19 protein-coding genes and 5 tRNA genes are annotated in these 26034 nt (G+C 29.4%); 11 read left to right on the forward strand and 13 right to left on the reverse strand.

Translation table 11 applies throughout. The features are described 5' to 3' along the window. Positions 1-118 precede the first annotated feature (118 nt). Positions 119-1045 carry a malate dehydrogenase gene (mdh, locus tag PG913_RS10060; protein ID WP_271230594.1) on the forward strand — a complete coding sequence of 309 codons (927 nt, stop codon included), beginning with the start codon at positions 119-121 and terminating at the stop codon, positions 1043-1045. A gap of 196 nt (positions 1046-1241) precedes the next feature. Here the strand turns inward: mdh and PG913_RS10065 are convergent, their stop codons facing one another. Further along, entirely contained in the window at positions 1242-1922 is a 681-nt protein-coding gene (locus tag PG913_RS10065; RefSeq protein WP_271230595.1) for a cell division ATP-binding protein FtsE, read from the reverse strand. 125 nt (positions 1923-2047) lie between these two features. On the opposite strand from PG913_RS10065, the gene PG913_RS10070 reads away from it, so the two are divergent. The 4 genes from PG913_RS10070 (at position 2048) to PG913_RS10085 (ending at position 8318) form a co-directional block, all read left to right on the forward strand. Further along, the gene (locus tag PG913_RS10070) at positions 2048-5068 is read left to right on the forward strand and encodes a tetratricopeptide repeat protein (RefSeq protein ID WP_271230596.1); all 3021 of its coding nucleotides are present in this window, start codon (positions 2048-2050) and stop codon (positions 5066-5068) included. Between the two features lie 305 nt (positions 5069-5373). Then, a complete protein-coding gene (locus tag PG913_RS10075) occupies positions 5374-6906 on the forward strand; it encodes a TonB-dependent receptor (RefSeq protein WP_271230597.1) in 1533 nt (510 codons plus the stop codon). 50 nt (positions 6907-6956) lie between these two features. Next, on the forward strand, positions 6957-7406 hold the full coding sequence (locus tag PG913_RS10080) for an FKBP-type peptidyl-prolyl cis-trans isomerase (protein ID WP_271230598.1): 450 nt from the start codon (positions 6957-6959) through the stop codon (positions 7404-7406). A 372-nt stretch (positions 7407-7778) separates the two neighbouring features. Continuing rightward, a complete protein-coding gene (locus PG913_RS10085) occupies positions 7779-8318 on the forward strand; it encodes a sigma-70 family RNA polymerase sigma factor (RefSeq protein WP_271230599.1) in 540 nt (179 codons plus the stop codon). Positions 8319-8388: 70 nt separating this feature from the next. Here the strand turns inward: PG913_RS10085 and PG913_RS10090 are convergent. The 4 genes from PG913_RS10090 to PG913_RS10105 form a co-directional block, all read right to left on the reverse strand. Then, positions 8389-8471 (reverse strand) — tRNA-Tyr (locus PG913_RS10090). A 52-nt stretch (positions 8472-8523) separates the two neighbouring features. Next, a tRNA-Lys gene (locus PG913_RS10095) sits at positions 8524-8596 on the reverse strand. A 133-nt stretch (positions 8597-8729) separates the two neighbouring features. Next, complete coding sequence (locus PG913_RS10100; RefSeq protein WP_271230600.1) at positions 8730-9494, reverse strand: ABC transporter ATP-binding protein; 765 nt, start codon at positions 9492-9494, stop codon at positions 8730-8732. Further along, positions 9495-10235 carry an MlaE family ABC transporter permease gene (locus PG913_RS10105; protein WP_271230601.1) on the reverse strand — a complete coding sequence of 247 codons (741 nt, stop codon included), beginning with the start codon at positions 10233-10235 and terminating at the stop codon, positions 9495-9497. Between the two features lie 119 nt (positions 10236-10354). Between PG913_RS10105 and PG913_RS12960 the strand changes: the two genes are divergently transcribed. Both PG913_RS12960 and PG913_RS10110 read left to right on the forward strand, forming a co-directional pair. Next, on the forward strand, positions 10355-10894 hold the full coding sequence (locus PG913_RS12960; protein ID WP_333780755.1) for an alkaline phosphatase family protein: 540 nt from the start codon (positions 10355-10357) through the stop codon (positions 10892-10894). After that, positions 10806-11996, forward strand: a complete 1191-nt coding sequence (locus PG913_RS10110; protein WP_333780756.1) for an alkaline phosphatase family protein — start codon at positions 10806-10808, stop codon at positions 11994-11996. Before PG913_RS12960 ends, PG913_RS10110 begins: the two co-directional genes overlap by 89 nt. A gap of 182 nt (positions 11997-12178) precedes the next feature. On the opposite strand, the gene PG913_RS10115 is transcribed toward PG913_RS10110, so the two are convergent. The 5 genes from PG913_RS10115 to PG913_RS10135 all read right to left on the reverse strand — a co-directional run bounded on the left by PG913_RS10115 (position 12179) and on the right by PG913_RS10135 (position 15051). Beyond that, a complete protein-coding gene (locus PG913_RS10115; protein ID WP_271230602.1) occupies positions 12179-12334 on the reverse strand; it encodes a YqaE/Pmp3 family membrane protein in 156 nt (51 codons plus the stop codon). 289 nt (positions 12335-12623) lie between these two features. Continuing rightward, a tRNA-Arg gene (locus tag PG913_RS10120) sits at positions 12624-12697 on the reverse strand. A 30-nt stretch (positions 12698-12727) separates the two neighbouring features. Next, positions 12728-12802 (reverse strand) — tRNA-Pro (locus PG913_RS10125). Between the two features lie 17 nt (positions 12803-12819). Next, positions 12820-12903 (reverse strand) — tRNA-Ser (locus PG913_RS10130). Between the two features lie 99 nt (positions 12904-13002). Then, positions 13003-15051 carry an HD family phosphohydrolase gene (locus PG913_RS10135; protein ID WP_271230603.1) on the reverse strand — a complete coding sequence of 683 codons (2049 nt, stop codon included), beginning with the start codon at positions 15049-15051 and terminating at the stop codon, positions 13003-13005. A 95-nt stretch (positions 15052-15146) separates the two neighbouring features. Between PG913_RS10135 and PG913_RS10140 the strand changes: the two genes are divergently transcribed. Together PG913_RS10140 and PG913_RS10145 are read left to right on the forward strand one after the other, a co-directional pair. After that, the gene (locus PG913_RS10140) at positions 15147-16322 is read left to right on the forward strand and encodes an acetyl-CoA C-acyltransferase (RefSeq protein ID WP_271232162.1); all 1176 of its coding nucleotides are present in this window, start codon (positions 15147-15149) and stop codon (positions 16320-16322) included. Positions 16323-16341: 19 nt separating this feature from the next. Further along, on the forward strand, positions 16342-17121 hold the full coding sequence (locus PG913_RS10145) for a C40 family peptidase (protein WP_271230604.1): 780 nt from the start codon (positions 16342-16344) through the stop codon (positions 17119-17121). Between the two features lie 79 nt (positions 17122-17200). On the opposite strand, the gene PG913_RS10150 is transcribed toward PG913_RS10145, so the two are convergent. Together PG913_RS10150 and gyrA are read right to left on the reverse strand one after the other, a co-directional pair. Further along, entirely contained in the window at positions 17201-18436 is a 1236-nt protein-coding gene (locus PG913_RS10150; protein WP_271230605.1) for a tetratricopeptide repeat protein, read from the reverse strand. A 19-nt stretch (positions 18437-18455) separates the two neighbouring features. Then, positions 18456-20987: a DNA gyrase subunit A gene (gyrA, locus tag PG913_RS10155; RefSeq protein WP_271230606.1), complete on the reverse strand. Its 2532-nt coding sequence runs from the start codon at positions 20985-20987 to the stop codon at positions 18456-18458. Positions 20988-21287: 300 nt separating this feature from the next. On the opposite strand from gyrA, the gene PG913_RS10160 reads away from it, so the two are divergent. Both PG913_RS10160 and PG913_RS10165 read left to right on the forward strand, forming a co-directional pair. Next, positions 21288-23843, forward strand: a complete 2556-nt coding sequence (locus PG913_RS10160) for an ATP-dependent Clp protease ATP-binding subunit (RefSeq protein WP_271230607.1) — start codon at positions 21288-21290, stop codon at positions 23841-23843. 172 nt (positions 23844-24015) lie between these two features. Continuing rightward, positions 24016-25416 carry a TlpA family protein disulfide reductase gene (locus PG913_RS10165; protein ID WP_271230608.1) on the forward strand — a complete coding sequence of 467 codons (1401 nt, stop codon included), beginning with the start codon at positions 24016-24018 and terminating at the stop codon, positions 25414-25416. Between the two features lie 83 nt (positions 25417-25499). Here the strand turns inward: PG913_RS10165 and PG913_RS10170 are convergent, their stop codons facing one another. Beyond that, the gene (locus PG913_RS10170) at positions 25500-25955 is read right to left on the reverse strand and encodes a DUF4442 domain-containing protein (RefSeq protein WP_271230609.1); all 456 of its coding nucleotides are present in this window, start codon (positions 25953-25955) and stop codon (positions 25500-25502) included. Positions 25956-26034 lie beyond the last annotated feature (79 nt).

The following is a 26034-nucleotide window of genomic DNA, read 5'->3' on the forward strand; positions in this document are numbered from 1 at the left end:
TATAAATAAAGCAAAATAAAACCCTATTGAAACTTCAATAGGGTTTTGTTTTTATATCGATGTGCAAATCGTTATTTTTGTGCAACTAAATTAATCATCACAATTAAAATATAAAAATATGAAAGTAACAGTTGTAGGAGCAGGTGCTGTAGGTGCAAGTTGTGCAGAGTATATTGCTATTAAAAATTTCGCATCAGAAGTTGTATTAGTAGATATTAAAGAAGGTTTTGCTGAAGGTAAAGCAATGGATTTAATGCAAACAGCTTCTTTAAATGGTTTTGATACTAAAATTACAGGAACTACAGGAGATTATGGAAAAACTGCTGGTTCTGATATTTGTATTATCACTTCTGGTATTGCACGTAAACCTGGTATGTCTCGTGACGAATTATTAGGAATCAATGCAGGTATTGTAAAAATGGTTGCTACTAGTTTAGTTGAGCAATCACCTAACACTATTATTATTGTAGTTTCTAATCCTATGGATACTATGACTTATTTAGTACACAAAGCAACTGGATTACCTAAAAATAGAATTATAGGTATGGGTGGAGCTTTAGATTCTGCTCGTTTTAAATATCGTTTAGCTGAAGCTTTAGGAGCGCCTATTTCTGATGTTGACGGAATGGTAATTGGTGGTCACTCTGATAAAGGAATGATTCCTTTAACTCGTTTAGCTACTCGTAACTCTGTTCCTGTTTCTGAATTTTTATCAGAAGAAAGATTAGAACAAGTAAAACAAGATACTAAAGTTGGTGGTGCTACCTTAACTGGTTTATTAGGTACTTCTGCTTGGTATGCTCCAGGAGCTGCAGTTTCTGGTATGGTTCAAGCTATTGCTTGTGATACTAAAAAAATATTCCCTTGTTCTACTTTATTAGACGGTGAATATGGTTTATCTGGTTTATGTATCGGAGTACCTGTTGTTTTAGGTAAAGACGGAATTGAAAGTATTGTTGAAATTAATTTATCTGATGATGAAAAAGCTAGTTTAGCTTCTTCTGCAGATGCTGTTAAAAATAATAATGCTGCTTTAAACTTATAAGAAGTTTTTAGTACTCTACTATCAAATAAATCCTGAGTAATTTTAAATTACTCAGGATTTTTATTTTTAAAATATTTGTAAGGTTAAAAAAACAGTACGACTAATGAAATGAGAAACATTATATAATGTTTTTTTTTCATAGTTTTTTATAGCAATTTTCCCATTTCATTTATGAAGTGGGTTTTTTTATATAAATCTAAATAGATTGTTGTACTTCAAATAACTCTCCACCTTCACACTTTAAGGTTTTATGTTTAAACTTTACAATTAACTGATAATCGTGAGTAGCCATTAAAATAGTTTTTCCACTTTTATGAATTTCATTTAACAATTCCATCACTTCTAATGAGGTTTGAGGATCTAAATTTCCTGTAGGCTCATCAGCTAAAATTAATTCTGGATCATTTAATAAAGCTCTTGCAATAGCAACTCGCTGTTGTTCTCCTCCTGAAAGTTCAAATGTTTTTTTGTAGTATTTATCTTTCATTCCTACTTTATCTAAAACCTCATTAATTTTATATTCTATGTCGGTTTTATTTTTCCATCCAGTAGCTTTTAAAACAAATTCTAGATTTTTAAATACATTTCTATCATTCAAAAGTTTAAAATCTTGAAAAACGATTCCTAACTTTCTTCTTAAAAAAGGAATATCTTTTTGTCTGGTTTTCTTTAAATTAAAACCAACAATTTCACCTAAACCACGTTGCAATTGTAAATCTCCGTATAAAGTTTTTAGCAGACTACTTTTTCCGCTTCCTGTTTTTCCTATCAAATAATAAAAATCTCCTTTATTTAATCTGAAATTAACTTTTGACAACACTAAGTTCTCTTGCTGATAAATATCTGCATTTTCAAGATGTAAAACAGGTCTTTCCATATATTAATTGATTTTTACAAATCTAAAATTTTATTACTTAATTATATAACATTTCTTACTTTTGATGCATTCTTTACCAACAAAAATAAAAAAGGAACGTTATAGTTCTTAGATAACTAAAAAATATGAGATTTATTTGTTATAAAAAAAGCTATTATTTATTGTTTTTAATCGCTTTTTCAACAACTATAATAGCACAAGAATCTGCTATTAATTCAGAAACTACAGCCGATTATCACAAAGCGGTAAAACTTTACAACAACAAGGCTTATGCCGCTGCACAGGGTTTGTTTAGTGAAGTTTCCAAAAATTCTGAACCGCACCGAAACAGCAAAGCTGATGCCGATTATTATGAAGCAATGTGTGCCATTAAACTAACCCAAAATAACGCTAATGATAAGGTAGTCGCTTTTGTAAGAAACTATCCATATCACAGTAAAAAAGAGAAAGCTTTTTTAGAAGTTGGTAACTATTATTTTGCTAACAGAAAAGCAGCACACGCCTTAAAATGGTATCAAAAAGTAAATGAAGAGCTTTTAAGTGCTCCTGAAAGAAATGAATTGAACTATAAAATGGGTTATGCATTATTAGTTTCTAATTATTTAAAAGATGCAAAAGAACGTTTTAAAACCTTATTAGGAAATCCTACTTATGGTAATGATGCCCGATATTACTTCGGATATGTTGCTTACAAACAACAAAATTTTGGAGAAGCCGAAGATAATTTAAGTCAATTAGCAAATGATGCTACTTATCAATCAAAAGCTAATTATTATATTTTAGATATTAGTTTTAAAGCAGGTCGTTTTGATAAATCTGCAGATATTGGTACAAAACTTTTAAAAAAATCAAAAGATAAAAAAGAAATTTCTGAAATTTCTAAAATTGTTGGAGAGAGTTATTTCAATCTAAAAAAATATAATGATGCAATTCCATATTTGAAAGCCTACAAAGGTAAAAATGGAAAATGGACAAATACCGATTATTATTACTTAGGATATGCTTATTATCAGCAAAAAAACTATGAAGAAGCAATTGGTAATTTCAATAAAATTATTGGAGGAAACAACAAAGTTGCTCAAAATGCCTATTATCATTTAGGAGAATGTTATTTAGAATCACAGAAAAAAACGGAAGCTTTAAATGCATTTAAAAATGCTAGCGAAATGGATTTCGATTTAAAAATAACAGAAAGTGCTTCGTTAAGTTATGCTAAATTAAGTTATGAACTTGGAAATCCATATAAAAGTGTTCCCGAGGTTTTAAAAGATTTTTTAGCTAAATATCCTAAATCTGCTAGCGCTACCGAAATTAGTGAATTATTAATTACTTCATATTTGCATCAACAAGATTATCAAGGTGCTTTAGATTATTTAGCAACGACTAAATCTTCAAAAAATAAAAACCTTGCAAACGAAGTTTCTTTATATAGAGGAATTCAATTATTTAATGAAAGTACTTTAAAAATAGCAAAACCTTATTTTGAAAGAGCAACTTTAACAGAAAATCAAATAGTTAGTAATAAAGGGATTTTTTGGCTTGCTGAAACTGATTATTTATTAGGAAATTATCAAGATGCATTAACTAATTTTTTACGAATTACAAATACTGATTTTGAAGAATCTAAAAAATTAACATACAATATTGCATACACATACTTTAAATTGAAAGATTATAAAAACTCAGCAATTTATTTTCAACAATTTTTAGATACTAAATTAAATGACAATAATTTAAATGATGATGCTTCTAACCGATTAGGTGATTCTTATTATGCTTCTAAAGGATTTTTAAAAGCTATTGCTTCATACGAAAAAGTAATTAATGAAGGTGGTGTCGGTGCTGATTATGCACAATATCAAAAAGCTATGAGTTATGGTTTTATGGGTAAAAACAATCTTAAAATTGAAGCTTTTAAAACACTTATTAATGAATATAAAGATTCGCAATTACAAGATGATGCATTATTTCAATTAGCAGCAACTTATACTACTGTAAATAATTCGGCTAAAGCTCAAGAAACTTATGATACTTTATTATCTAAGCATCAAAGTAGTAATTATATTCCTAATGTTCTTTTACGTCAAGGATTATTGTACAATAATGATAATCAAAAGAAAAAAGCTTTAGAGAAATATAAAGAAGTTGTAGCAAAACATCCTAATTCAAAAGAGGCTAAACAAGCTGTTAGCAATGTTAAAAATATTTATATAGATCTTGGAAAAGTAGATGAATATGCTGTTTGGGTTAAAGATGTCATCTTTATAAATGTTACAGATGCAGACCTTGACAATGCAACGTATCAAGCTGCTGAAAATAAATTTTTAGAGAACAATAACACAAAAGCAATTATAGGTTTTAATAAATATCTTAAAGGTTTTCCTTCAGGAATACATGCTTTAAAAGCTCATTTTTATTTAGCACAAGCATATAATAACACGAGTCAATTTAATAATGCAATTCCTAATTATACTTATGTAATTACTAAGGATAAAAATGAATTCACAGAAGAATCTTTAACCAAAATTGCTAAAATATATTTAGAAAAAGAAGATTGGAATAACGGAATAAGTGTACTAGAAAAATTAGAAAAAGCAGCTAATTATCCGCAGAATATTACTTTTGCTCAAAGTAATTTAATGAAAGGTTATTACGAAAGAAAAGAATACTCAAAAGCAATTACTTATGCCGAAAAAGTATTAGCTACTGATAAAATAGATACTAATATTTCTGAAGATGCAAAAGTAATTATTGCACGTTCTGCATTTAAAACCAATGATTTTATAACTGCTGAAGAGTATTTTAATGAAGTTAGCAAAAATGCAACTGGCGAATTAAAAGCAGAAAGTTTATATTATAACGCCTTCTTTTTAAATGAAAATAAAGATTATGAAGCATCAAATAAAGCGGTGCAAAACTTAATCGCCAATTATTCTTCTTATAAATATTGGGGTGTTAAAAGTTACATCGTAATGGCTAAAAATTACTATGCTTTAAATGATGCTTATCAAGCAACCTATATTTTAGAAAATATTATCAAAAATTTTACCGAGCATAAAGATATTACAGAAGAAGCTAGCAATGAGCTTAGAGCTATCAAAAATAAAGAAGCCAAAACAAACGAGTCTATTAATAGCCAAAACTAGAATTTGTTAAAAACAAAAAAGAGTTCAATGATTAAATTAATAAAAAAACACATCCTTTTACTTGTTTTATTTGTAATATCAGTTGCAAATTCACAAGAAAAAAAGTACCCGAAAAAGCAAAAGATAGCATCATAAAAACAGAAGTTGTAAATGTAGTAACATCATATGTTCCTAAAATTACGGATGCTTTTAAAATAAAACAAAAACCATTAATAACACATTCAAAAGAAACTCAGAAAAAAGCACTTGAATACACAATATTCTCTGTGCCTGTAGCTTCTACTTTTATTCCTAAAAGTGGTGTTATGAAAAAAATTGACTTAGGTAAAAGAGAAGAATTATATCCTAATTATCTTTCGCTTGGTTTTGGTACTAAAATGACGCCTTTTGTTGAAGCATATATCAGAAATGAAACTGGTTATGGTGGTGAGTTTGGTGCGCATTTAAAGTTTTTACTTTCTGCCGATCCTGTTGAAGAAATACCTCTTAGTAGTACTTATTATAACGTAGGGTTAAATTTATTCTACGCACAAAATGAGCGTTATTATAGCTGGAAAGCAGGTGTTAATGGAGAACGAAACAAACATAATTGGTATGGTTTACCTACAAATATTTTTCCTACTGAAGCAACAGTTGACAACAAGGCTACAATTAGCCGTATAGAGCCTGAACAAGCATACAACTATTTTAAAGTTTTTGGTGAAATTAAAATGGATGATTCTTCTCTTGAAGAAGTAAAAATGTCCGCTTCTCTTTTTTCTGATATCTTAGAAAGTAGTGAGTTTTTAATCGATGGAAATGCACTATTTAAATTTCCTTTAGATAATATCTATCGTGAATTAAACGACCTACATATAAATACGACTCTAAGTTATTTAGGTACTAGTTTTGAAAATAATTATGAAACTCAAGAGCAATTAAAATATAGCTTTTTTAACTTTGGAGTTCATCCTACTTATAAATTTTTAGCGTATGATATATCTGTAAAAATAGGTGCAAAATCTTATTTTTCTATGGATATGGAAAAAAGTGAAAATCAATTTTTAATCTATCCTGATATTGAAATTTCGTATCCTATTGTAAAAGATGCTTTAGATATTTTTATAGGGGCTTCAGGCGATTTAAAAACAAATACTTATCATAGTTTAGCTACAAAAAATCCATACATCTCTCCTACTCAAAACTTATTACAAACAAATAAGTATGAAGCTTTTGGAGGTATTAGAGGTAAATTAAAGCATCAATTTAGTTATAATATTAAAGGAAGTTATGCCGATATTGAAAATAATCCATTTTTTGCATTGAATCAATCAAAATCAGACGGAACGAACAACGCAGGAACTGACGCTTTTTCTTTCTTAGGATATGAATATGGAAATTCTTTTAAAACAGAATATGATGATATTAAAGCAATCACTTTCTTTGGTGAACTTGCTTTTGATGGAATTAAAAACTTAAGTATTGGATTAAATGGTGAGTTTAATCAATTTACTTTAACAAATGAAGAATTAGAACCTTGGAATACACCCGAAATGAAAGGAGAATTCTTCGGAACTTATAAAACAGGTAAATGGTTTGCAGGTACAAACTTATTTTTTGTTGGAGAACGAAAAGGAAAATTATACAATATTTTACCTGAAAAAACTTTTACTACAGTTAATTTAGAAAGTTATTTTGATATCAATTTTAATGGTGGTTATCATTTTAATGATTCATTTTCTGTATTTTTAAACCTGAACAATGTATTAAACACAAACTATCAAAGATTTAATAGTTTTAATGTACAAGGTTTTCAAGCTATGGCTGGCTTAACTTGGAAATTTGATACTATCTTGTAAAAAATTCAGCCTTAATTATTATAAATATATACCCTCTTAAAAACAACTAAATGAAAAAATTAATATCTTTACTAACACTAATTATAACTTTATTTTCTTGCAGTAGCGACGACAACCTTAATTTTGATGCACAAAACGAAGCTGATATTATTAAATACATTGCTGATAATAATTTAACCGCTAAAAGAAGTAATTCAGGATTATATTATGTCATAGAATCTGAAGGAAATGGTACTAAACCAAGTTCAAACTCAACGGTAACAGTAAATTATAAAGGTTATTTTTTAGATGGAAAAACTTTTGATCAAAATTCAACAGGTTATAAAACTAATTTACAACAAGTAATAGAAGGATGGAGAGAAGGAATTACCTATTTTAAAGAAGGAGGAAATGGTGTTTTATTAATTCCATCTAAATTAGGATACGGAGTATCATCAAACAAACAAATACCTGGAGGTTCTGTTTTAATTTTTGATATCGAATTATTAAAAGTGCATTAAAAACCTATCTTTTTAAATAAAAATATTATTTGATATCAGAATAATATTAATAAAAAAGAGACTTGAAAAAATCATTTTCAAGTCTCTTTTTATCTTTTATAAAATATATTTATTTTATTTTTCAGAAATAATTGCATCTTTTTAAGCTTTAAAAAGTCTACTATATGAACTTAAAAGATAAACATCATGAAATATAAAAATCAATGTACTTGTAATTGTAACGGATGTAAAACAGGAAGCTGTTCTAATTGTACTTGCGAAAACTGTTCTTGCAATAATTGTAATTGCTAAATCTAATATTTGTTAACTTTTGTCGTTACAAGGCACAAATTAATTTTGGCTTTGTAATGACATTTTTTGTAAATTTATAAAATGACGACAAATCAAGTTTGGAAAAAATATGCTGATGATGTTAAATACTTTATCTTAAGTAAGGTTAAAAGTACTACAGCTACGGATGATATTTTGCAAGACACTTTTATCAAAATACACACAAAACTACATACCTTAAAAGATATCACTAAGTTAAAATCTTGGATTTTTACCATTGCTAGAAACGCTATAATGGATTATTTTAAAAGTACCAATAAAACTTTTGAATTGGCTAATTTTGAAACGGAAACAATCATAAAAGAAGAAATACATACTGAACAAGATTGTTTACGTGGCATCTTAAAAAACTTACCTAAAACATATAGAGATCCTTTATTTTTATCAGATATTAAAGGCTTAAAACAACAAGAAGTTGCTGATACTCTAAAACAAAGTTTATCAACTACTAAATCGCAAATTCAACGCGCTAGAAAACTAATAGCAAAAGGTTTTATGGACTGTTGTGGTTTTGTATTAAATGAAGATGGTAAACTCGTTGGAGAAATACAAGATAAAGGTGATTGTAAAGTTTGTGGGTAATATCTGAAATCAATATAAAAAAGTATCACATAAAAAAACCTCAATCTTAAAAAAGATTGAGGTTTTTTAGTGGGGAGAGCAGGATTCGAACCTGCGAAGTCGTAAGACAACGGAGTTACAGTCCGTCCCAGTTGGCCGCTTTGGTATCTCCCCAAAGCTTTGCAAAAAAACAAAAGCTTCTCTTATAAGAAGAGAAGCTTTTTAGTGACCGGGCTGGGGCTCGAACCCAGGACCCTCTCCTTAAAAGGGAGATGCTCTACCAACTGAGCTACCAGGTCATTGTTTGTTTTCTGCTTAGCGGTTGCAAATATACAAGCTATTTTCAATCTTACAAAACTTTTTTATAAAAAATTTAAACTATTTTTAAAACCTTTTTATATACTATTGTTTTACAATTGCTTAACATTACAATTATTTTTCTAATAAATAAGCTTGACGTACTTTTTTAAACAAATTAGACGAATACACGAAGTCTACCACTGCTTCATTCTCTGTTCTAAAAATTTCTTTCTGTGAACCTTCCCATGCTTTTAAGCCATTTTGAAGAAAAACGATCTTCTCTCCTATTTCCATCACAGAATTCATATCATGTGTATTAATAATAGTTGTTATTTTATACTCATCTGTAATTTCTTGAATTAAGTTATCTATTACCGTTGCTGTTTGTGGGTCTAAACCTGAGTTAGGCTCATCACAAAATAAATATTTAGGATTCATAACAATTGCTCTTGCAATGGCTACTCGTTTTTGCATTCCTCCTGATAATTCCGCTGGAAATTTTTTATTCGAGTTTTCTAAGTTTACACGATTTAAAACAAAATTAACTCTGTCTAACATTTCACTTTCTGACTGCTTGGTAAACATTTTTAAAGGAAACATAATATTTTCTTCAACTGTTTGCGAATCAAATAAAGCACTTCCTTGAAAAACCACGCCTATTTCTTTACGGAAATTTCGCTTATCTTTTGGCTTCATTTCTGTATTTACTCTACCATCATAAACAACAGTACCTTTTTCAGGAATGTGTAATCCTATTAATGATTTTAAAAAAACAGTTTTTCCTGAACCACTTTTCCCTATAATTAAACTAGTTTCTCCAGGTAAAAAAGTAGTGCTAATTCCTTTTAAAATTTCAACACCGTTAAAACCTTTATATAAGTTATTTACTTCTATCATTTATGTTAATAACATTTGAGTTAATAAATAATTCGCAATTACAATAAGTACGGTTGTCCAAACTACAGATTGTGTACTCGCCTTACCTACTTCTAACGAACCTCCTTTAACATAATAACCATGATATGCAGGAACTGTTGCTATTAAAAAGGCGAAAATTAATGTTTTTATCATGGCATAGGTTATCAAAAATGGGTTAAAATCCATTTGTATTCCTATAATATAATCTACACCTGAGAATAACCCTGAAAGCATTCCTGTAAGCCAACCTCCAAAAATCCCTAGAAACATTGCTAAAACTATCAGAAAAGGATAAAAAAATATGGTCGCTATTATTTTAGGTAATACTAAATAATTTAAAGAATTAATTCCCATTACCTCTAAAGCATCAATTTGCTCTGTAACTCTCATAGAACCGATACTTGATGTAATATACGACCCTACTTTTCCTGCTAAAATAATAGAACAGAATGTAGGTGCAAACTCTAAAATCATAGAACGTTTAGCCGCAAATCCTATTAATGAATCTGGAATAAAAGGACTATCTAAACTTAAAGCGGTTTGCAATGCTATTACACCACCTATAAAAAATGAAATAAACGAAATAATACCTAACGATTTAAGTCCTAATTCATCAATTTCTCTAAACAAAGCTTCTTTAAAAACACGTGAACGTTGTGGTTTTGTAAAAACTTGTTTTAGCATTAAAATATACTTACCTGTATGTTCAATGTAGTTCATTTAAACGAATCTATTTTTCTTTTTGCTAAAGTATTAAAAAACCATTAACTCTTAGCTTTATTATCAGTTTTAGTATGCTTTTCTTCCTACCTTTGGATTTATAACTTTTAAAATTTAGAATGAAAAAATTAGTCCCCATAGCTATTTTAGCTATCGTTTGTTTATCTAGTTTTACTACTATCAAAAAGAAAACACCTAAAAAACCTAAACTAGTTGTAGGTATTGTTATTGATCAAATGCGTTATGATTACCTTACTCGCTTTGCTACTAAATACGGTAAAGATGGTTTTAATCGCCTATTAAAAAGTGGTTTTTCGCTTGAAAATGCACACTATAACTACATTCCTACTTATACTGCTGTTGGACATGCTTCTATTTATACGGGTACAACACCTGTAAATCATGCAATAATCAGTAATTATTGGTATGATAAATTTTTAAAAGAAACTATTTATTGTGTTGATGATAGTAATTATAAAACTATTGGAAACGATGGTAAAGGCGGGAAAAAATCGCCAAAAAGAATGTTAAGTACAAGTATTACCGATCAATTAAGATTAGCCCAAAACATTGAACGGAAAAACTATTGGTATCGCTATAAAAGATCGTTCGGCTATTTTACCTGCGGGTCACACAGCAAATGCGGCTTATTGGTTTGATGGCGGTAGTAAAGGTGATTGGATTACCTCTTCGTATTATATAGATAAACTACCTAATTGGGTTCGAAAATTTAATCAAGATAAAATAATTGACACCTATTTAAGTCAGCCATGGGAAACATTATATGATATAAATACTTACACCGAAAGTATTACCGATGACAACAATTTTGAAGAACCTTTTAAAGGAGAAAAAAAACCTGTATTCCCTCATAATATCCCTGAATTAAGAAGTAAAAATAAAAATTACAGTATTATAAAAGGAATTCCTGCTGGAAACTCATTAACTACCGATTTTACAAAAGCAGCTATTATTGGCGAAAACTTAGGGAAATCTAATTATACCGATTTTTTAACGGTTAGTTATTCTTCTACTGATTATGTTGGTCATCAATTTGGTGTTGCATCAAAAGAAACTCAAGATACTTATTTACGTTTAGATAAAGATTTAGCATCTCTTTTTAAATTTTTAGATACTCAAATTGGAAAAGGAAATTACACTTTGTTTTTAACTGCCGATCATGCTGCGGTACAAGTGCCTTCTTATTTGCAATCGGTTAAAATTCCTGCAAATTATTTTAGTTATAAAAAATTCAAAGTGTTTGTAAATAATATCACGAAAAAATATTTTAATTCAGATGATTTAGTAGAAAATATTTCAAACTTTCAGATTTTTTTAAATAAAGATAAAATTGAAACCTTGAATTTAACTAAAAATGAAGTAGCTCAAAAAATTGCTGATGAAGTAATTAATTACAAAGGCATCTACAAAACGGCAACAGCCAGGACTTTACAAACAACCTCTTTTACTTCGGGTATTTTAAACTCGTTACAAAACGGATATAATCAAAAGTTTTCAGGCGATGTAATGCTTGTTCCTACTCCATCAACGGTTAGTTATCCTAAAAAAGGAACTACACACGGTTCAGGATATTCGTATGATACACATATTCCTATCATTTTTTATGGAAATGGAATTAAAAAAGGTTCTTCAAAAAAGAAATACGAAATTATAGATATTGCTCCAACACTTTCGAATTTACTTCAAATTGAATTTCCGAATGGTGCTACTGGAAAAATTATAGAAGAAGTTTTAAACTAATAAAAAAGGCACTCAATGAGTGCCTTTCTTTTTTTCAAATAATATACAATATGTAAAAGGGGATTATTTTAACTTCTTATACTTTAAAATCAAAATTGTTTTTTATTATCTAACATTGATAATACTTCTATAAAACACGTTTCTATATAGTTAGACACGATTTTTCACAAAAGGTCACATTTTTATTCTGATTTATTTAAAATAATAAGTGCTGCAATAACCCCAGGTATCCAACCGCAAAGGGTTAGTAAAAATACAATTAATACTGATCCACAACCTTTTCCTAGAACCGATAACGGTGGAAAAACAATTGCTAATAAAACTCTTAATAAACTCATATTTTCTTTGTTGATATACTATATAAAGACTCTTATATTCAATTTTTGTTACAGTTATTCTTATTTTTTTATTGATAACAAAACCAAGAGTCTGTTTAAATTTCATTTAAAAACATTTTATAGTTGAAAAACCAAATATGTAAAGCTCAATTTATTTCAGCTTTACATCCTGATTTGCCGTAGTTCTTGACTTTATGAGGTGCTTAACTAAATATAATATCTACGTAATTGAATAACGAAAATAATAAACAACAAAAAAGCCTCACTAAATTAATAGTGAAGCTTTGAGTGAGCCCTGGAGGATTCGAACCTCCGACCGCCTCCTTAGAAGGGAGGTGCTCTATCCAGCTGAGCTAAGAGCCCGTAGTTTTAAAGTTGCTACGTACAACTGTGTCGGGGTGGCAGGATTCGAACCTGCGACCTCCTCGTCCCAAACGAGGCGCGATGACCGGGCTACGCTACACCCCGAATAGTCATCTTAATTGCGGAGAGACAGGGACTCGAACCCTGGAACCAGTTACCCGGTTACAGATTAGCAATCTGCTGCATTACCACTCTGCCATCTCTCCTGAGTGCTTCAAAACCACTAAAATTAATAGTTTAGAATTGCGAGTGCAAATATACATCTAATTAAAAGTTCTCACAAGTTTTTTTTGAAAAAATTTTAATCAATCAGGATATTCTATTCGTAAGTGATAGATACTCATTAACTTACTTTTAATAATTTTTTTTATTTTTTCTATCTCTCTAAAGGTAATATCTGAATTTACGAACTGATTATCGCTTTTTTGCTTATCAATAATTTTATCTATTAAATTATCTATAGATTGGGCAGTCGGGGTTTTTAAACTTTTTGAAGCAGCTTCAGCCGCATCACACATCATTAAAATTGCAGTTTCTTTAGAAAAAGGAATTGGTCCTCGGTATTGAAAGTTTTTAATATCGACTTCTCCATCAGAATTATTTTCTAATTCTTGCTTATAAAAATAATAAGTAACTGTTGTTCCGTGATGCGTTCTAATAAAATCGATAATTCTGTCTGGTAATTTATGCTTCTTTGCTATTTCGATTCCTTTAATAACATGTTCTAAAATTATTTGAGCGCTATCTTTAGGTGATAAATCGTTGTGTGGATTTACTCCTGTCGATTGATTTTCGCCAAAATATATTGGATTTGCTATTTTACCTATATCATGATATAAAGCTCCTGTTCTTACTAACATTGAATTTGCGCCTATTTCATTTGCTGCGGCTTCGGCTAAATTTGCAACCTGCATAGAATGCTGAAAAGTTCCTGGAGCTTTTTCATTTAAATCTCTTAATAATTTAGAATTTGTATTTGATAATTCTAACAAAGTAACATCTGAAACTAATCCAAATAATTTTTCATAAAAATAAATAAAGAATACCGCTAAAAATGATAATAATCCGTTTGCAGCAAATAATCCAAAATACATCCAATTTATCTTATCGGCACTCCCCTCTTTTAAAATAGAAAAAGCAAAATAAGTAATCATATAAATTAAAGTAATTCGTCCTATCGAAATAAACAAACTAGCTCTTTTATATAACTCTGAAACAGTTAATATTGTTACAATACCTGCAATAATATGTAGGTATATAAACTCAAAACTATTAGGCACAATAAATCCTAATAGTAATACAGTAAGTACGTGTGTAAAAAAACCTAATCTGGCATCAAAAAAAGTTTTTAATACTATTGGCAAAATACTTAAAGGAACAACATATAAAAAACTTGAGTTATATTTTACAACTAAAGTTTGTATTAAAATCATTAGAAAAACATTGAAAAAAATAAAGGTTACTTTATTATTATCATTAAATATTTCTGAGCGATATTTTTCTAAAAATAACAACAGCATTAACAATGCTAATGCAACTAAAATAGTATATCCAAAAACAATCCAATTATAATTAGACTTTGTTAAAAGTTGTGAACTTGATGCTTTTTCATACGATTTTAAAATAGTTAACGTCCTTCCTTCTACAATACCTCCTTTTAAGACTATTAATTCTCCTTTAGAAACTTTTCCTTTTGCATAAGAGATACTTTTTAAGGCTTCATTTAACTCTTTTTCGCTGTATTTAACATCAAATACTACATTTGATTGAATAGCTTCAGATAAAATATTTAAAATAATATTTTTTTGATAAACATCAACTTCAATAATATTCTCTGAAATAAGTTTTAATACATCTTTCGATTGTACTAATTTTGAAAAAAGAATATCATCAATAGAGTTTCCTTTTCGTAAAACGATAAGTTCTTCTTCATTAGCTTTTGTTATACTTGCATCATCTAAAAACCCATATTCATATATTTTATGAATAATATCTGCACCTATTTTTTTTAAAATAACAACATCTTTAATTGATAACGAGTCATAAGTTATTAACTTATCATTATAAACCTTTAATACTTTTGCTGAAACTTTTTGATCATAAACAAAATACTTTTTAATATTAGCCTTAATTTCATTAGTTTCCTGCCTAACTTCAGCTGTTGTTTTTTCAATAGCAAAATCGAATGGAGCATATAAATTTTCATACTGCCAAGGTTTTGCTTGTGTGTAATTATATTTAAACTGTCCTCTTTTAGGAAATAAATATACGATTGCAACTACCGAAATCAAAAACAATAATACTTTATAAATAATAGCATTATTCTTATATAACTTATTTATAAAATCGTTCATTTTTTATATTTAGAAGTGTAAATATAACCTTTCTCTATTATTTGAGTACTTGTTATAAAATGGTTATTTTAGCAGAAGAAATTATACCCAAACATATGAAAGAAGTAGTTATTGTATCAGTTGCAAGAACACCAATCGGTAGTTTTTTAGGATCTTTATCAACCATACCCGCACCAAAATTAGGTGCTGTAGCAATTAAAGGTGCTTTAGATAAAATCAAATTAAACCCTGCAATGGTTGAAGAAGTTTTTATGGGAAATGTAGTTTCTGCTGGTTTAGGTCAAGCACCTGCACGTCAGGCAGCTATTTTTGCTGGAATACCTAATACTGTACCTTGTACTACTATAAATAAAGTATGTTCATCAGGAATGAAAGCTATCATGTTAGCCGCTCAAACAATTGCTTTAGGTGATGCTGAAATTGTAGTTGCTGGTGGTATGGAAAACATGAGTATGATTCCTCATTATCAACACGCTAGAACAGGGACTAAATTTGGTGCTATTACTATGGAAGATGGCTTACAAAAAGATGGCTTAGTTGATGCTTATGAACAAGTAGCTATGGGAGTTTGTGCTGATGAATGTGCCGTTGTTCATGATTTTTCTAGAGAAGATCAAGATGCTTTTGCTATCGAATCTTATAAACGTTCTGCAAATGCCTGGAACGAAGGTAAATATGCGGATGAAATTGTACCAGTAGAAATACCTCAACGTCGTGGTGAACCAATTATTTTTTCTGAAGATGAAGAATATAAAAATGTAAAAATGGAGAAAATTCCTGCTTTACGTGCTGCTTTCACAAAAGAAGGAACGGTAACTGCTGCAAATGCTTCTACTATTAATGATGGTGGCGCAGCATTAGTGTTAATGTCTGCTGAAAAAGCTGTGGAATTAAACATCACTCCTTTAGCTAAAATAAAAGGATATGCCGATGCAGCTCACGAACCAAAATGGTTTACAACTGCACCTGCCAAAGCTTTACCAAAAGCCTTATCAAAAGCAAATATTTCAATTGATGATGTTGATTGTTTCGAATTAAACGAAGCCTTTTCTATTGTAGGTTTAGCAAATATGAAAATTTTAGGATTATCTGCTGATAAAGTAAATGTAAATGGTGGAGCTGTTTCTTTAGGACATCCTTTAGGTGTTTCTGGAGCAAGAATTGTTATTGCTTTAACATCAATATTAAAACAAAATAACACTAAAATTGGAGCAGCTGCTATTTGTAATGGTGGTGGTGGTGCTAGCGCAATGGTAATCGAAAGAATATAAATTTTAATAAAAAAGATAAATGCAATTAACCTCTTTCGGAATTTGTAATTTAAGTATAATACCACTTCGATTAGAACCTTCTGATGCTTCAGAAATGGTCAATCAATTATTATTTGGTGAACATTTTAAAGTGTTAGAAAAAACTGGAAGCTGGGTTAAAATTAGACTAGCTTTTGATAATTACGAAGGTTACATCGACCATAAACAATACGAAGAAATTACAGAAGATATTTATAATTCTTTATCCAAAGAAAATAAAAGTTACGCTGGTGAATTAATTGATTTTATTAGCGATAAAAAAGGTTATTTAACTACAATTCCATTAGGAGCTAGACTTCCTTTTCTTCAAAATAAAAAAATTAATATAAACAATACTTTTTATTCTTATGAAGGAAAAGTTTATCATCAAAAATTAGAAAAATTAGCAATTATTGAAACTGCTTTTCTATTTTTAAATACGCCATATTTATGGGGTGGAAAATCTCCTTTTGGTATTGATTGTTCTGGTTTTACACAAATTGTCTATAAATTATGTGGTTATAATTTATTACGTGATGCAAGAGAGCAAGCTACTCAAGGTAGAAGTTTAAATTTCATTCAAGAAAGTGAACCTGGCGATTTAGCTTTTTTTGATAATGAAGAAGGTAAGATTACACACGTTGGTATTATTTTAAAAGATAATAATATTATTCACGCACATGGTAAAGTTCGTATTGATAAATTAGATCATAGTGGTATTTATAATGTAGATACTAATAATCATACACATAAATTAAGGGTTATAAAACGTTATTTTTAAATAATTTTTAATTAAAACAAGAATATAAAAAAACCGAAACTCCAAAAGTTTCGGTTTTTTTTATGATATTAAATAAAATCTATTTCATTGATTTATATAAAGTTCTAAATTCAGTTGCTTTCGCTTCCATTTCTAAAACTTCGTATAAGTTCATTAATGTTTTAACAGTATCACTATTTCTTTTTATAGCATCTGCTTTTTCTAAAAATGGCAATGCTTCTTTATAAACTTCTTTCTGTTCTAATGCTAATGCATCATACTTTTTAAAGTTATCTAAATTCTTATTCATCTGCTCAACAATTGCTTTATCTTTATTCAATACAACAACTGCTAAATTCATATAAGCATCTCCGTAATCAGGTTTTAACTCAATTGCTTTTTTGTAATATCCTTTAGCCTCATCTACCATACCTTCATTAAAGTTAACAACACCTAAGTTATAATATAATGTTGGGTTTGTAGGGTCTAAATCAATAGCTTCTTTCATTAAAGCTCCAAATTTATCCATTTGTTTAAGCTTGATATACATATCAGCTTCGTTTAATAATAAATTTAAATCTTTCGGATTTGCTTTTCTTGCTTCTACTAATGCTTCAATAGCTTCATCAGTTTTACCTTGTTCTTTTAATAACAAAGCAATATTTTTTACAATAAGAGCATTTTTAGATTCTGTAGATTTATTTTCAGGTTTAATATATTTTTTAGACCTAACCATTAAATCTCTTTGTTGCTTTGAACCTAAATTTTCTACTTCACCAGTTAAAGTACTAGTTGCTAAGTATTGAGTTTCAACACCTGTATAACCAACTTTTCTTAACTCCTTATAATATTTAATAGCAGTATCATACTCTTTAGCTTGCGTCGCTGAAATTGCTGCATTGTAAGCAAATGAAGTATCTTTAGGACTTAGCAGATATGTTAAATAAAAATTATCTGCTGCACTTTTATAATCTTTTTTATTATTATATAAATCAACGGCTTTTCCTGATACGTCTTGAATCATTTGACTCAATATAGGTTTTGCTTGTGCACTATATTTATTATTAGCAATCACCGACAATGACTTAAAAGAAGAAGCTGCTTCTACATAATTTTTTGTTGCTGCTAATGCTTGTCCTTTTAAAAAGTAAAATTTAGATGTATATTTATCTTGGCCGCTATTCATTACTGTTTCTTGTGCCGAATTTAGTATTGTAATAGCCGTTTTAAAGTCTTGTTTTTTTATAGCTTTCTCTGCTGATTTTAATTCTGATTTCTGAGCCACTAAACCTAATGACATTAAACCTAATGAAAGCGTTACTAGTTGTTTGTTCATCTTAATTATAAATTTATTGTTATTCTTGATCTTCGTTTGTATTATTTTCAATTTCCGTGCCAGTTTCTGTTTGAGCCTCTTCGACTACTTCAATTTCTTCTGATACCTCTTCTTCTTCACGCATTACTTTTGCTACTGCAGCAATACTATCTGTTTCTTTAATATTAATTAAACGAACACCTTGTGTTGCACGACCCATTACACGTAAATCTTCAACAGCCATACGAATTGTAAGTCCCGATTTATTAATAATCATTAAATCATTTGAATCATCTACGTTTTTAATCGCTACTAATTCTCCTGTTTTTTCTGATATATTTAAAGTTTTTACACCTTTTCCACCACGGTTTGTTACACGGTAATCTTCTAATTTAGATCTTTTTCCGTATCCTTTTTCAGAAACCACTAAAATATTACTGTCCATATCATTTACAGCAATCATTCCTATTACCTCATCTTTATCACGTTGTAAACTTATCCCACGAACTCCAGATGCAGTTCTTCCCATCGGACGAGTTTTAGCTTCTTCAAAACGGATAGATTTACCCGATTTTAATGCTAACATTACCTGACTATCTCCAGTAGTTAATTTAGCTTCTAAAAGCTCATCACCTTCTTTAATAGTAATCGCATTAATTCCATTAGTTCTTGGACGAGAATATTGTTCTAAAGAAGTCTTTTTAACTTGTCCTTTTTTAGTTGCCATAATTACGTAACGACTATTGATGTACTCTTCATCTTTTAAGTCTTCAGTAACTAAAAATGCTTTAACTTTGTCATCAGGTTCAATGTTGATTAAGTTTTGCATTGCTCTACCTTTGGTATTCTTTCCTCCTTCGGGGATTTCATACACTCTCATCCAGAATACTTTTCCTTTTTGAGTAAAGAACATCATATACTGATGATTTGTTCCAACAAATAAATGCTCTAAGAAATCCTCATTACGAGTAGTTGCTCCTTTTTGACCACGTCCACCTCTGTTCTGAACTTTATATTCATCAAGATTCGTACGTTTTACATATCCTGCATGCGAAATAGTAACTACAACTTTAGAGTTTGGTATCATATCTTCGATACGCATATCTCCACCAGCATAATGAATTACAGAACGACGTTCATCACCATATTTATCTCTAATATGAGTTAATTCATCTGTAATTATTTGATAACGTCTTGGTTCGTTCGCTAAAATATCTTTTAAATCGATAATAGTTAACATTATTTCATCAAACTCACCACGTAATTTATCTTGCTCTAAGCCTGTTAATTGACGTAAACGCATTTCAACAATGGCTTTAGCTTGAATTTCAGTTAATTCAAAACGCTTGATTAAACTCTCACGAGCTTCATCACCATTTTTAGAGGCACGGATAATTTTAATTACCTCATCAATATTATCTGAAGCAATAATTAATCCTTCTAAAATATGGGCTCTTGCTTCAGCTTTCTTTAATTCAAATTCTGTTCTACGAACAATAACTTCACGTCTATGTTCTACAAAATAATGAATTAATTCTTTTAAGTTTAATTGTTCAGGACGACCATTTACAAGTGCAATATTATTAACACTAAATGATGTTTGTAACTGAGTATATTTAAACAATTTATTTAAAACGATATTAGGAATTGCATCACGCTTTAAAACATAAACAATACGCATTCCGTTTCTATCAGATTCATCACGAATATTCGCAATTCCTTCTAATTTTTTATCATTAACTAACTCCGCAGTTTTTTTAATCATTTCTGCTTTGTTCACCTGATAAGGAATTTCAGTAACAACGATACATTCTCTTCCTTTTACTTCTTCGAAACTAGTTTTAGCACGCATCACAATACGCCCTCTACCAGTATGAAAAGCATCACGTACACCTTCATAACCATAAATAGTTCCTCCTGTAGGAAAATCTGGCGCTTTGATGTGTTCCATTAGCTCATCAATTTCAATATCGTTATTTTCGATATAAGCAATAGTACCGTTAACAACTTCTGTTAAATTGTGTGGTGCCATATTTGTTGCCATACCTACTGCAATACCTGACGCACCGTTTACTAATAAGTTAGGAATACGAGTTGGTAATACCGTTGGTTCTTGTAAAGTATCATCAAAATTTAAACGATGATCAACAGTATCTTTTTCAATATCAGCAAGCATATCTTCTGATATTTTCTGCATTCTTACCTCAGTATAACGCATTGCTGCTGGAGAATCTCCATCAACAGAACCGAAGTTTCCTTGCCCATCAACCATCATATAACGTACACTCCAACTTTGTGCCATACGAACCATAGAATCATATACAGAAGTATCTCCGTGTGGGTGATACTTACCAAGTACTTCCCCTACAATTCTTGCAGATTTTTTATATGATCCTGTTGCCTTAATACCTAGTTCGTGCATACCGAATAAAACTCTTCGATGAACTGGTTTTAAACCATCTCTTACATCTGGTAATGCTCTTGATACAATAACGGACATCGAATAATCGATATACGCTGATTTCATTTGCTCTTCAATGTTGATAGGAATCAACTTTTCGCCATCTGCCATATATATTTGTTTAAAATATTAGTTGTCATTTTCATTTTAAAAAAAATGAACTTTAATTTATAAAACTCATTTCCAAAATACGCTAAAATCAGCTGTACTTTTTAAAACATTGCAAGATACCACAAAGCCTTCTTTTATACAAAATTTATACTTATTGTTTTAACCAAGCTTATCAGTAGTTTTTAAACATTAACAGCGTATATTTAACACGACAGAATGTGTCTCAAAAATTATTGGCATTTTTTTTGTTATCTTTAAAGAAAAAAAGTTACTAACTTTACACTTATACAAATTAAATTTATGGAAGATAATTTTTCACCACAGGTTAAAGATGTAATTACTTTTAGTAAAGAAGAAGCCTTACGATTAGGTCATGATTTTATTGGAACAGAACATCTATTGCTAGGTTTGATTAAAAAAGGAGACGGTAAAGCAATCGAAATCTTAACTACTTTTGATGTAGATTTAGAATTGATGCGCAATAAATTAGAAAAATTAAACCCGGCTATATTATCAATAGCAAGTATCGAAAAAAAGAACTTGCACCTTACTAGACAAGCAGAAAAAGCAATAAAAACTACGTTTTTAGAAGCTAAATTATATCAAAGTAATTCAATTGACACGGCACATTTACTATTATGTATTTTACGTAATGAAAATGATCCTGCTACAAAATTACTTCAAAAATATGATGTAACTTACGAAGATGCTAAAGCACTTTATAAAGAACTTCATATAGATGACGATGAATTTTCGTCTCCAATCGCTGAAACACCTTCTGAAGATGAGCCATCTAGAGATAAACAAAATCCTTTTGGTCAACAATCTTCAAAAGGAAAACAAGTAAAGAGTTCTAAAACACCTGTTTTAGACAATTTTGGTCGTGATTTAACAGCATTCGCAATTGCAGGTAAATTAGATCCTGTTGTTGGACGTATAAAAGAAATTGAACGTGTTTCTCAAATTTTAAGCAGAAGAAAGAAAAATAATCCAATGTTAATTGGAGAACCTGGTGTTGGTAAATCTGCAATTGCAGAAGGTTTAGCTTTAAGAATTGTAGAACGAAAAGTGTCAAGAATTTTATTTGATAAACGAATTGTTTCTTTAGATTTAGCGAGCTTAGTTGCTGGAACAAAATACAGAGGGCAGTTTGAAGAACGTATGAAAGCATTAATGAATGAGTTAGAAAAGAATGATGATATCATTTTATTTATTGATGAAATTCACACCATTGTTGGTGCAGGAGGCGCAACAGGTTCTTTAGATGCTTCAAATATGTTGAAACCTGCTTTAGCTCGTGGAGAAATTCAATGTATTGGTGCTACAACTTTAGATGAATTCAGAACAAATATTGAAAAAGATGGCGCTTTAGAACGTCGTTTTCAAAAAGTAATCGTAGAGCCTACAACTGTTGAGGAAACGATACAAATTTTACATAATATTAAAGGGAAATATGAAGCGCATCATCAAGTATCATTTACTGATGAAGCTATAGAAGCCTGTGTAAAACTTACAAATCGTTATATGACAGATCGTTTTTTACCTGACAAAGCTATTGATGCTTTAGATGAAGCAGGGTCTAGAATTCATATCACAAATATTGTTGTACCTCAACAAATTTTAGAACTAGAGGCTAAATTAGAAGAAATTCGTAAACAAAAAACGAGAGCAGTTAGCGGACAAAAATATGAAGAAGCTGCAAAGCTTCGTGATGATGAAAAAAACATTGAAACAGCTTTAGTATCCGCTGAAAATCAATGGGAAGAAGACGCTAAATTAAATAGAGAAATTGTTACTGAAGATAATGTTGCCGAAGTAGTTTCTATGATGACAGGGATTCCTGTAAACAGAGTTGCAGAAGCAGAAAGTCATCGTTTAGCTGATTTACCTAATATGATTAAAGGTAAAGTTATCGGGCAAGATGAAGCAGTTACCAAAGTTGTAAAAGCAATACAACGTAATCGTGTTGGATTAAAAGATCCTAACAAACCTATTGGGTCGTTTATATTTTTAGGTTCAACAGGAGTTGGAAAAACACAATTAGCAAAAGTATTAGCTCGTGAATTATTTGACTCTACTGACTCTTTAATTAGAATTGACATGAGTGAATACATGGAAAAATTTGCTATCTCTAGATTAATTGGAGCGCCTCCAGGATACGTCGGATACGAAGAAGGTGGACAATTAACCGAAAAAGTTAGAAGAAAACCTTATTCTGTAATTCTTTTAGATGAAATTGAAAAAGCACATCCTGATGTATTTAATATGCTTTTACAAGTGTTAGATGATGGACATATCACTGACAGTCTTGGAAGAAAAATTGACTTTAGAAATACTATTATTATTATGACTTCTAATATCGGAGCTCGTAAAGTAAAAGAATTTGGTTCAGGTGTTGGTTTTGGTACTTCATCAAAAAAAGATCAAGAAGATGCTCATGTAAAAAGTATTATTGAAGGTGCTTTAAAAAAATCATTTGCACCCGAATTTTTAAATCGTATTGATGATGTTATTATTTTCAATTCATTAGAACGTGAAGATATTCATAAAATTATTGACATTGAATTAGAAAAACTTTTAAGTCGTATTGCTGATTTAGGATATAAATTAATACTTAACGAAAAAGCAAAAGATTATATTGCTGATAAAGGTTTTGATAAAAAATATGGTGCAAGACCTTTAAAAAGAGCAATTCAAAAATATATTGAAGATGCTTTAGCTCAAGAAATTGTAAATTCTAAATTAGATGAAGGTGATACTATCACTATGGATTTAGATGAAAAAAATAATAAACTTGTTATCAATATAGAAAAAGGTACAAAAACGGAAGAATCTCGTACAGAAATAGAAGAATAACCATTAAAAAAACTCCTAAGTTTACTACTTAGGAGTTTTTTTAATAACCTATCATAAAAAATAGTGTTAAAACAAAGCTGTTTTAAAGAGAAAAAAATTAAATTCCTGTTAAAATCTTTGATAAAAAATCTAAAAAAAGTAACTTTGACAGCTTATTTTAAATAAATAGTAAATGATGAAAAAAATACTACTTTTAGCCTTAATAGCAATTACTATTTCGTCTTGTGAAAAAGAAGAAGAAAAACCGGTAAAAGATTATCTTGTTTTATCAGGAACAATTAAAAACTTCAAAAAAAGAGAAATTAATTTAATAGGTCTTAACTTTGAAAAAAAGATAAAAGTTGATAAAAAAACAGGTTCTTTTTCTGATACTATACAAATTAATAGAGATAATTACTATGCACTTATACTTAAGAAAGGAAGAGTAAGTTTAGACTTATACCTTAAAGATACTGTAGATGCAAATATAATTGCTGATTATAAAGATATTAATGAGGTTAATTTTACAGGAACTAACGCTAATATTAATAAATATTTAGCTGATAAAAAGATAACATTTTCTAAAATTCTAGTAAATGCAAACAAATTATTCTCTTTAGATGAAAGTGATTTTTTAGATAAAATGAAAGAATATAAAGATGCTTTAATTGAGTTATCAGTTTCTAATAATTTACCTACAGATTTCTTGAAAAAAGAAGTTAAAAGTATTGAATATGAATATTTAAGAAACTTAAGTAATTACCAAGATTACTATGGTGCTTTAACAGAAAATGAAGATTTTACAGTTTCTGAAGATTTCCCTGATCCTCTTAAAAATTTCAATTACAGTAGTGGTGATGATTATGTAAGCTCATATTCTTACCGTAAAATGTTAGAAACCCAACTATACGCTATAGCACAAGAAAAAAACGAAGAAGGTGGTGATTTTCCTTTAACTTATTTAGAAACTGTAGAAACAATAGTTAATGATAGTTTAGCTAAAAATGATTTAATATACAAAAAGGCTAAAAATGATATCACTTATACTGATAATTTAAAAGAGTATCATGATAAATTTATGACATACTCTACTAATAAAGAGCATAAAGAATTTATTTCAAAAACATATAACATATTAAAAACAACTGCTAAAGGACAACCCGCACCAAAGTTTTCAAATTTTGAAAATTATAATGGAGGAACAACTTCTTTAGATGATTTATTAAATAAAGGAAACTATTTATACATTGATGTTTGGGCAACTTGGTGTGCTTTTTGTAAAAGAGAAATTCCTTTACTAAAAAATTTAGAAGAAGAGTACCACGGAAAAAATATTACGTTTGTAAGTATTAGTGTTGATGATAAAAAGCAACATGAAAAATGGAAACAAACAATAATTGATAGAGAAATGACTGGAATACAGTTGTTTAGCGGTAAAAAACAAGGGGATTTAGAATGGGCCCAAAAATTCTTAATAAAAGGATTGCCTAAATTCATTATTATTGATCCTAATGGAAATATTGTAAGTCCTAATGCACCTGCACCTTCTCAAGGAGAAAAGTTAATTGACATATTTGATGAATTAGGTATATAAATCATCATTTCAAAAACTAAAAAAAACCGCTAATTAGCGGTTTTTTTTAGTTTTATACCAAATGAATTAAGAGTTATTTTTTATTATGACTTTACTTTTAAACTCCATTCAAATTGAAATTTAGATACAGAAATACCATCTTCATTAATTCCTTCCGATGTAACTAAAATAGTTTGCCCTTCACCTGTTTCAATCGATTTTTGAATTGCTCTTTTTATAACCAATCCATCATTACATTTAAAATAAATTCTACCTGTAGCTTTTTTAGTAAAAGTAGCATTCATATTAGTTACTAACATGGATACTTTTCTATTAGATTTATCAATAGCCTGCATCACTAAAATACCTGTAGATAACTCGGCTGCCATTCCTTGTACCGCCCAAAACATACTATTAAAAGGATTCTGATTTATCCAACGATGTTTTACGCTTACTTCTGATTTTTCATCAGAAATAAACTTAACTCTAATTCCACAGATATATGCAGAAGGCAATTTAAATAAAGTGAAAAAATTTATTTTTCGAGGTGTAAACTTCATTAGAACTGTGTTTGTAGGCAATTTACAGCTTTTTTTTGAAAATTACATGAGTATATAGCATCTAAAGAAATGTTAATAA

The sequence above is a fragment of the Tenacibaculum pacificus genome (assembly GCF_027941775.1).
GTDB lineage: Bacteria > Bacteroidota > Bacteroidia > Flavobacteriales > Flavobacteriaceae > Polaribacter > Polaribacter pacificus_A.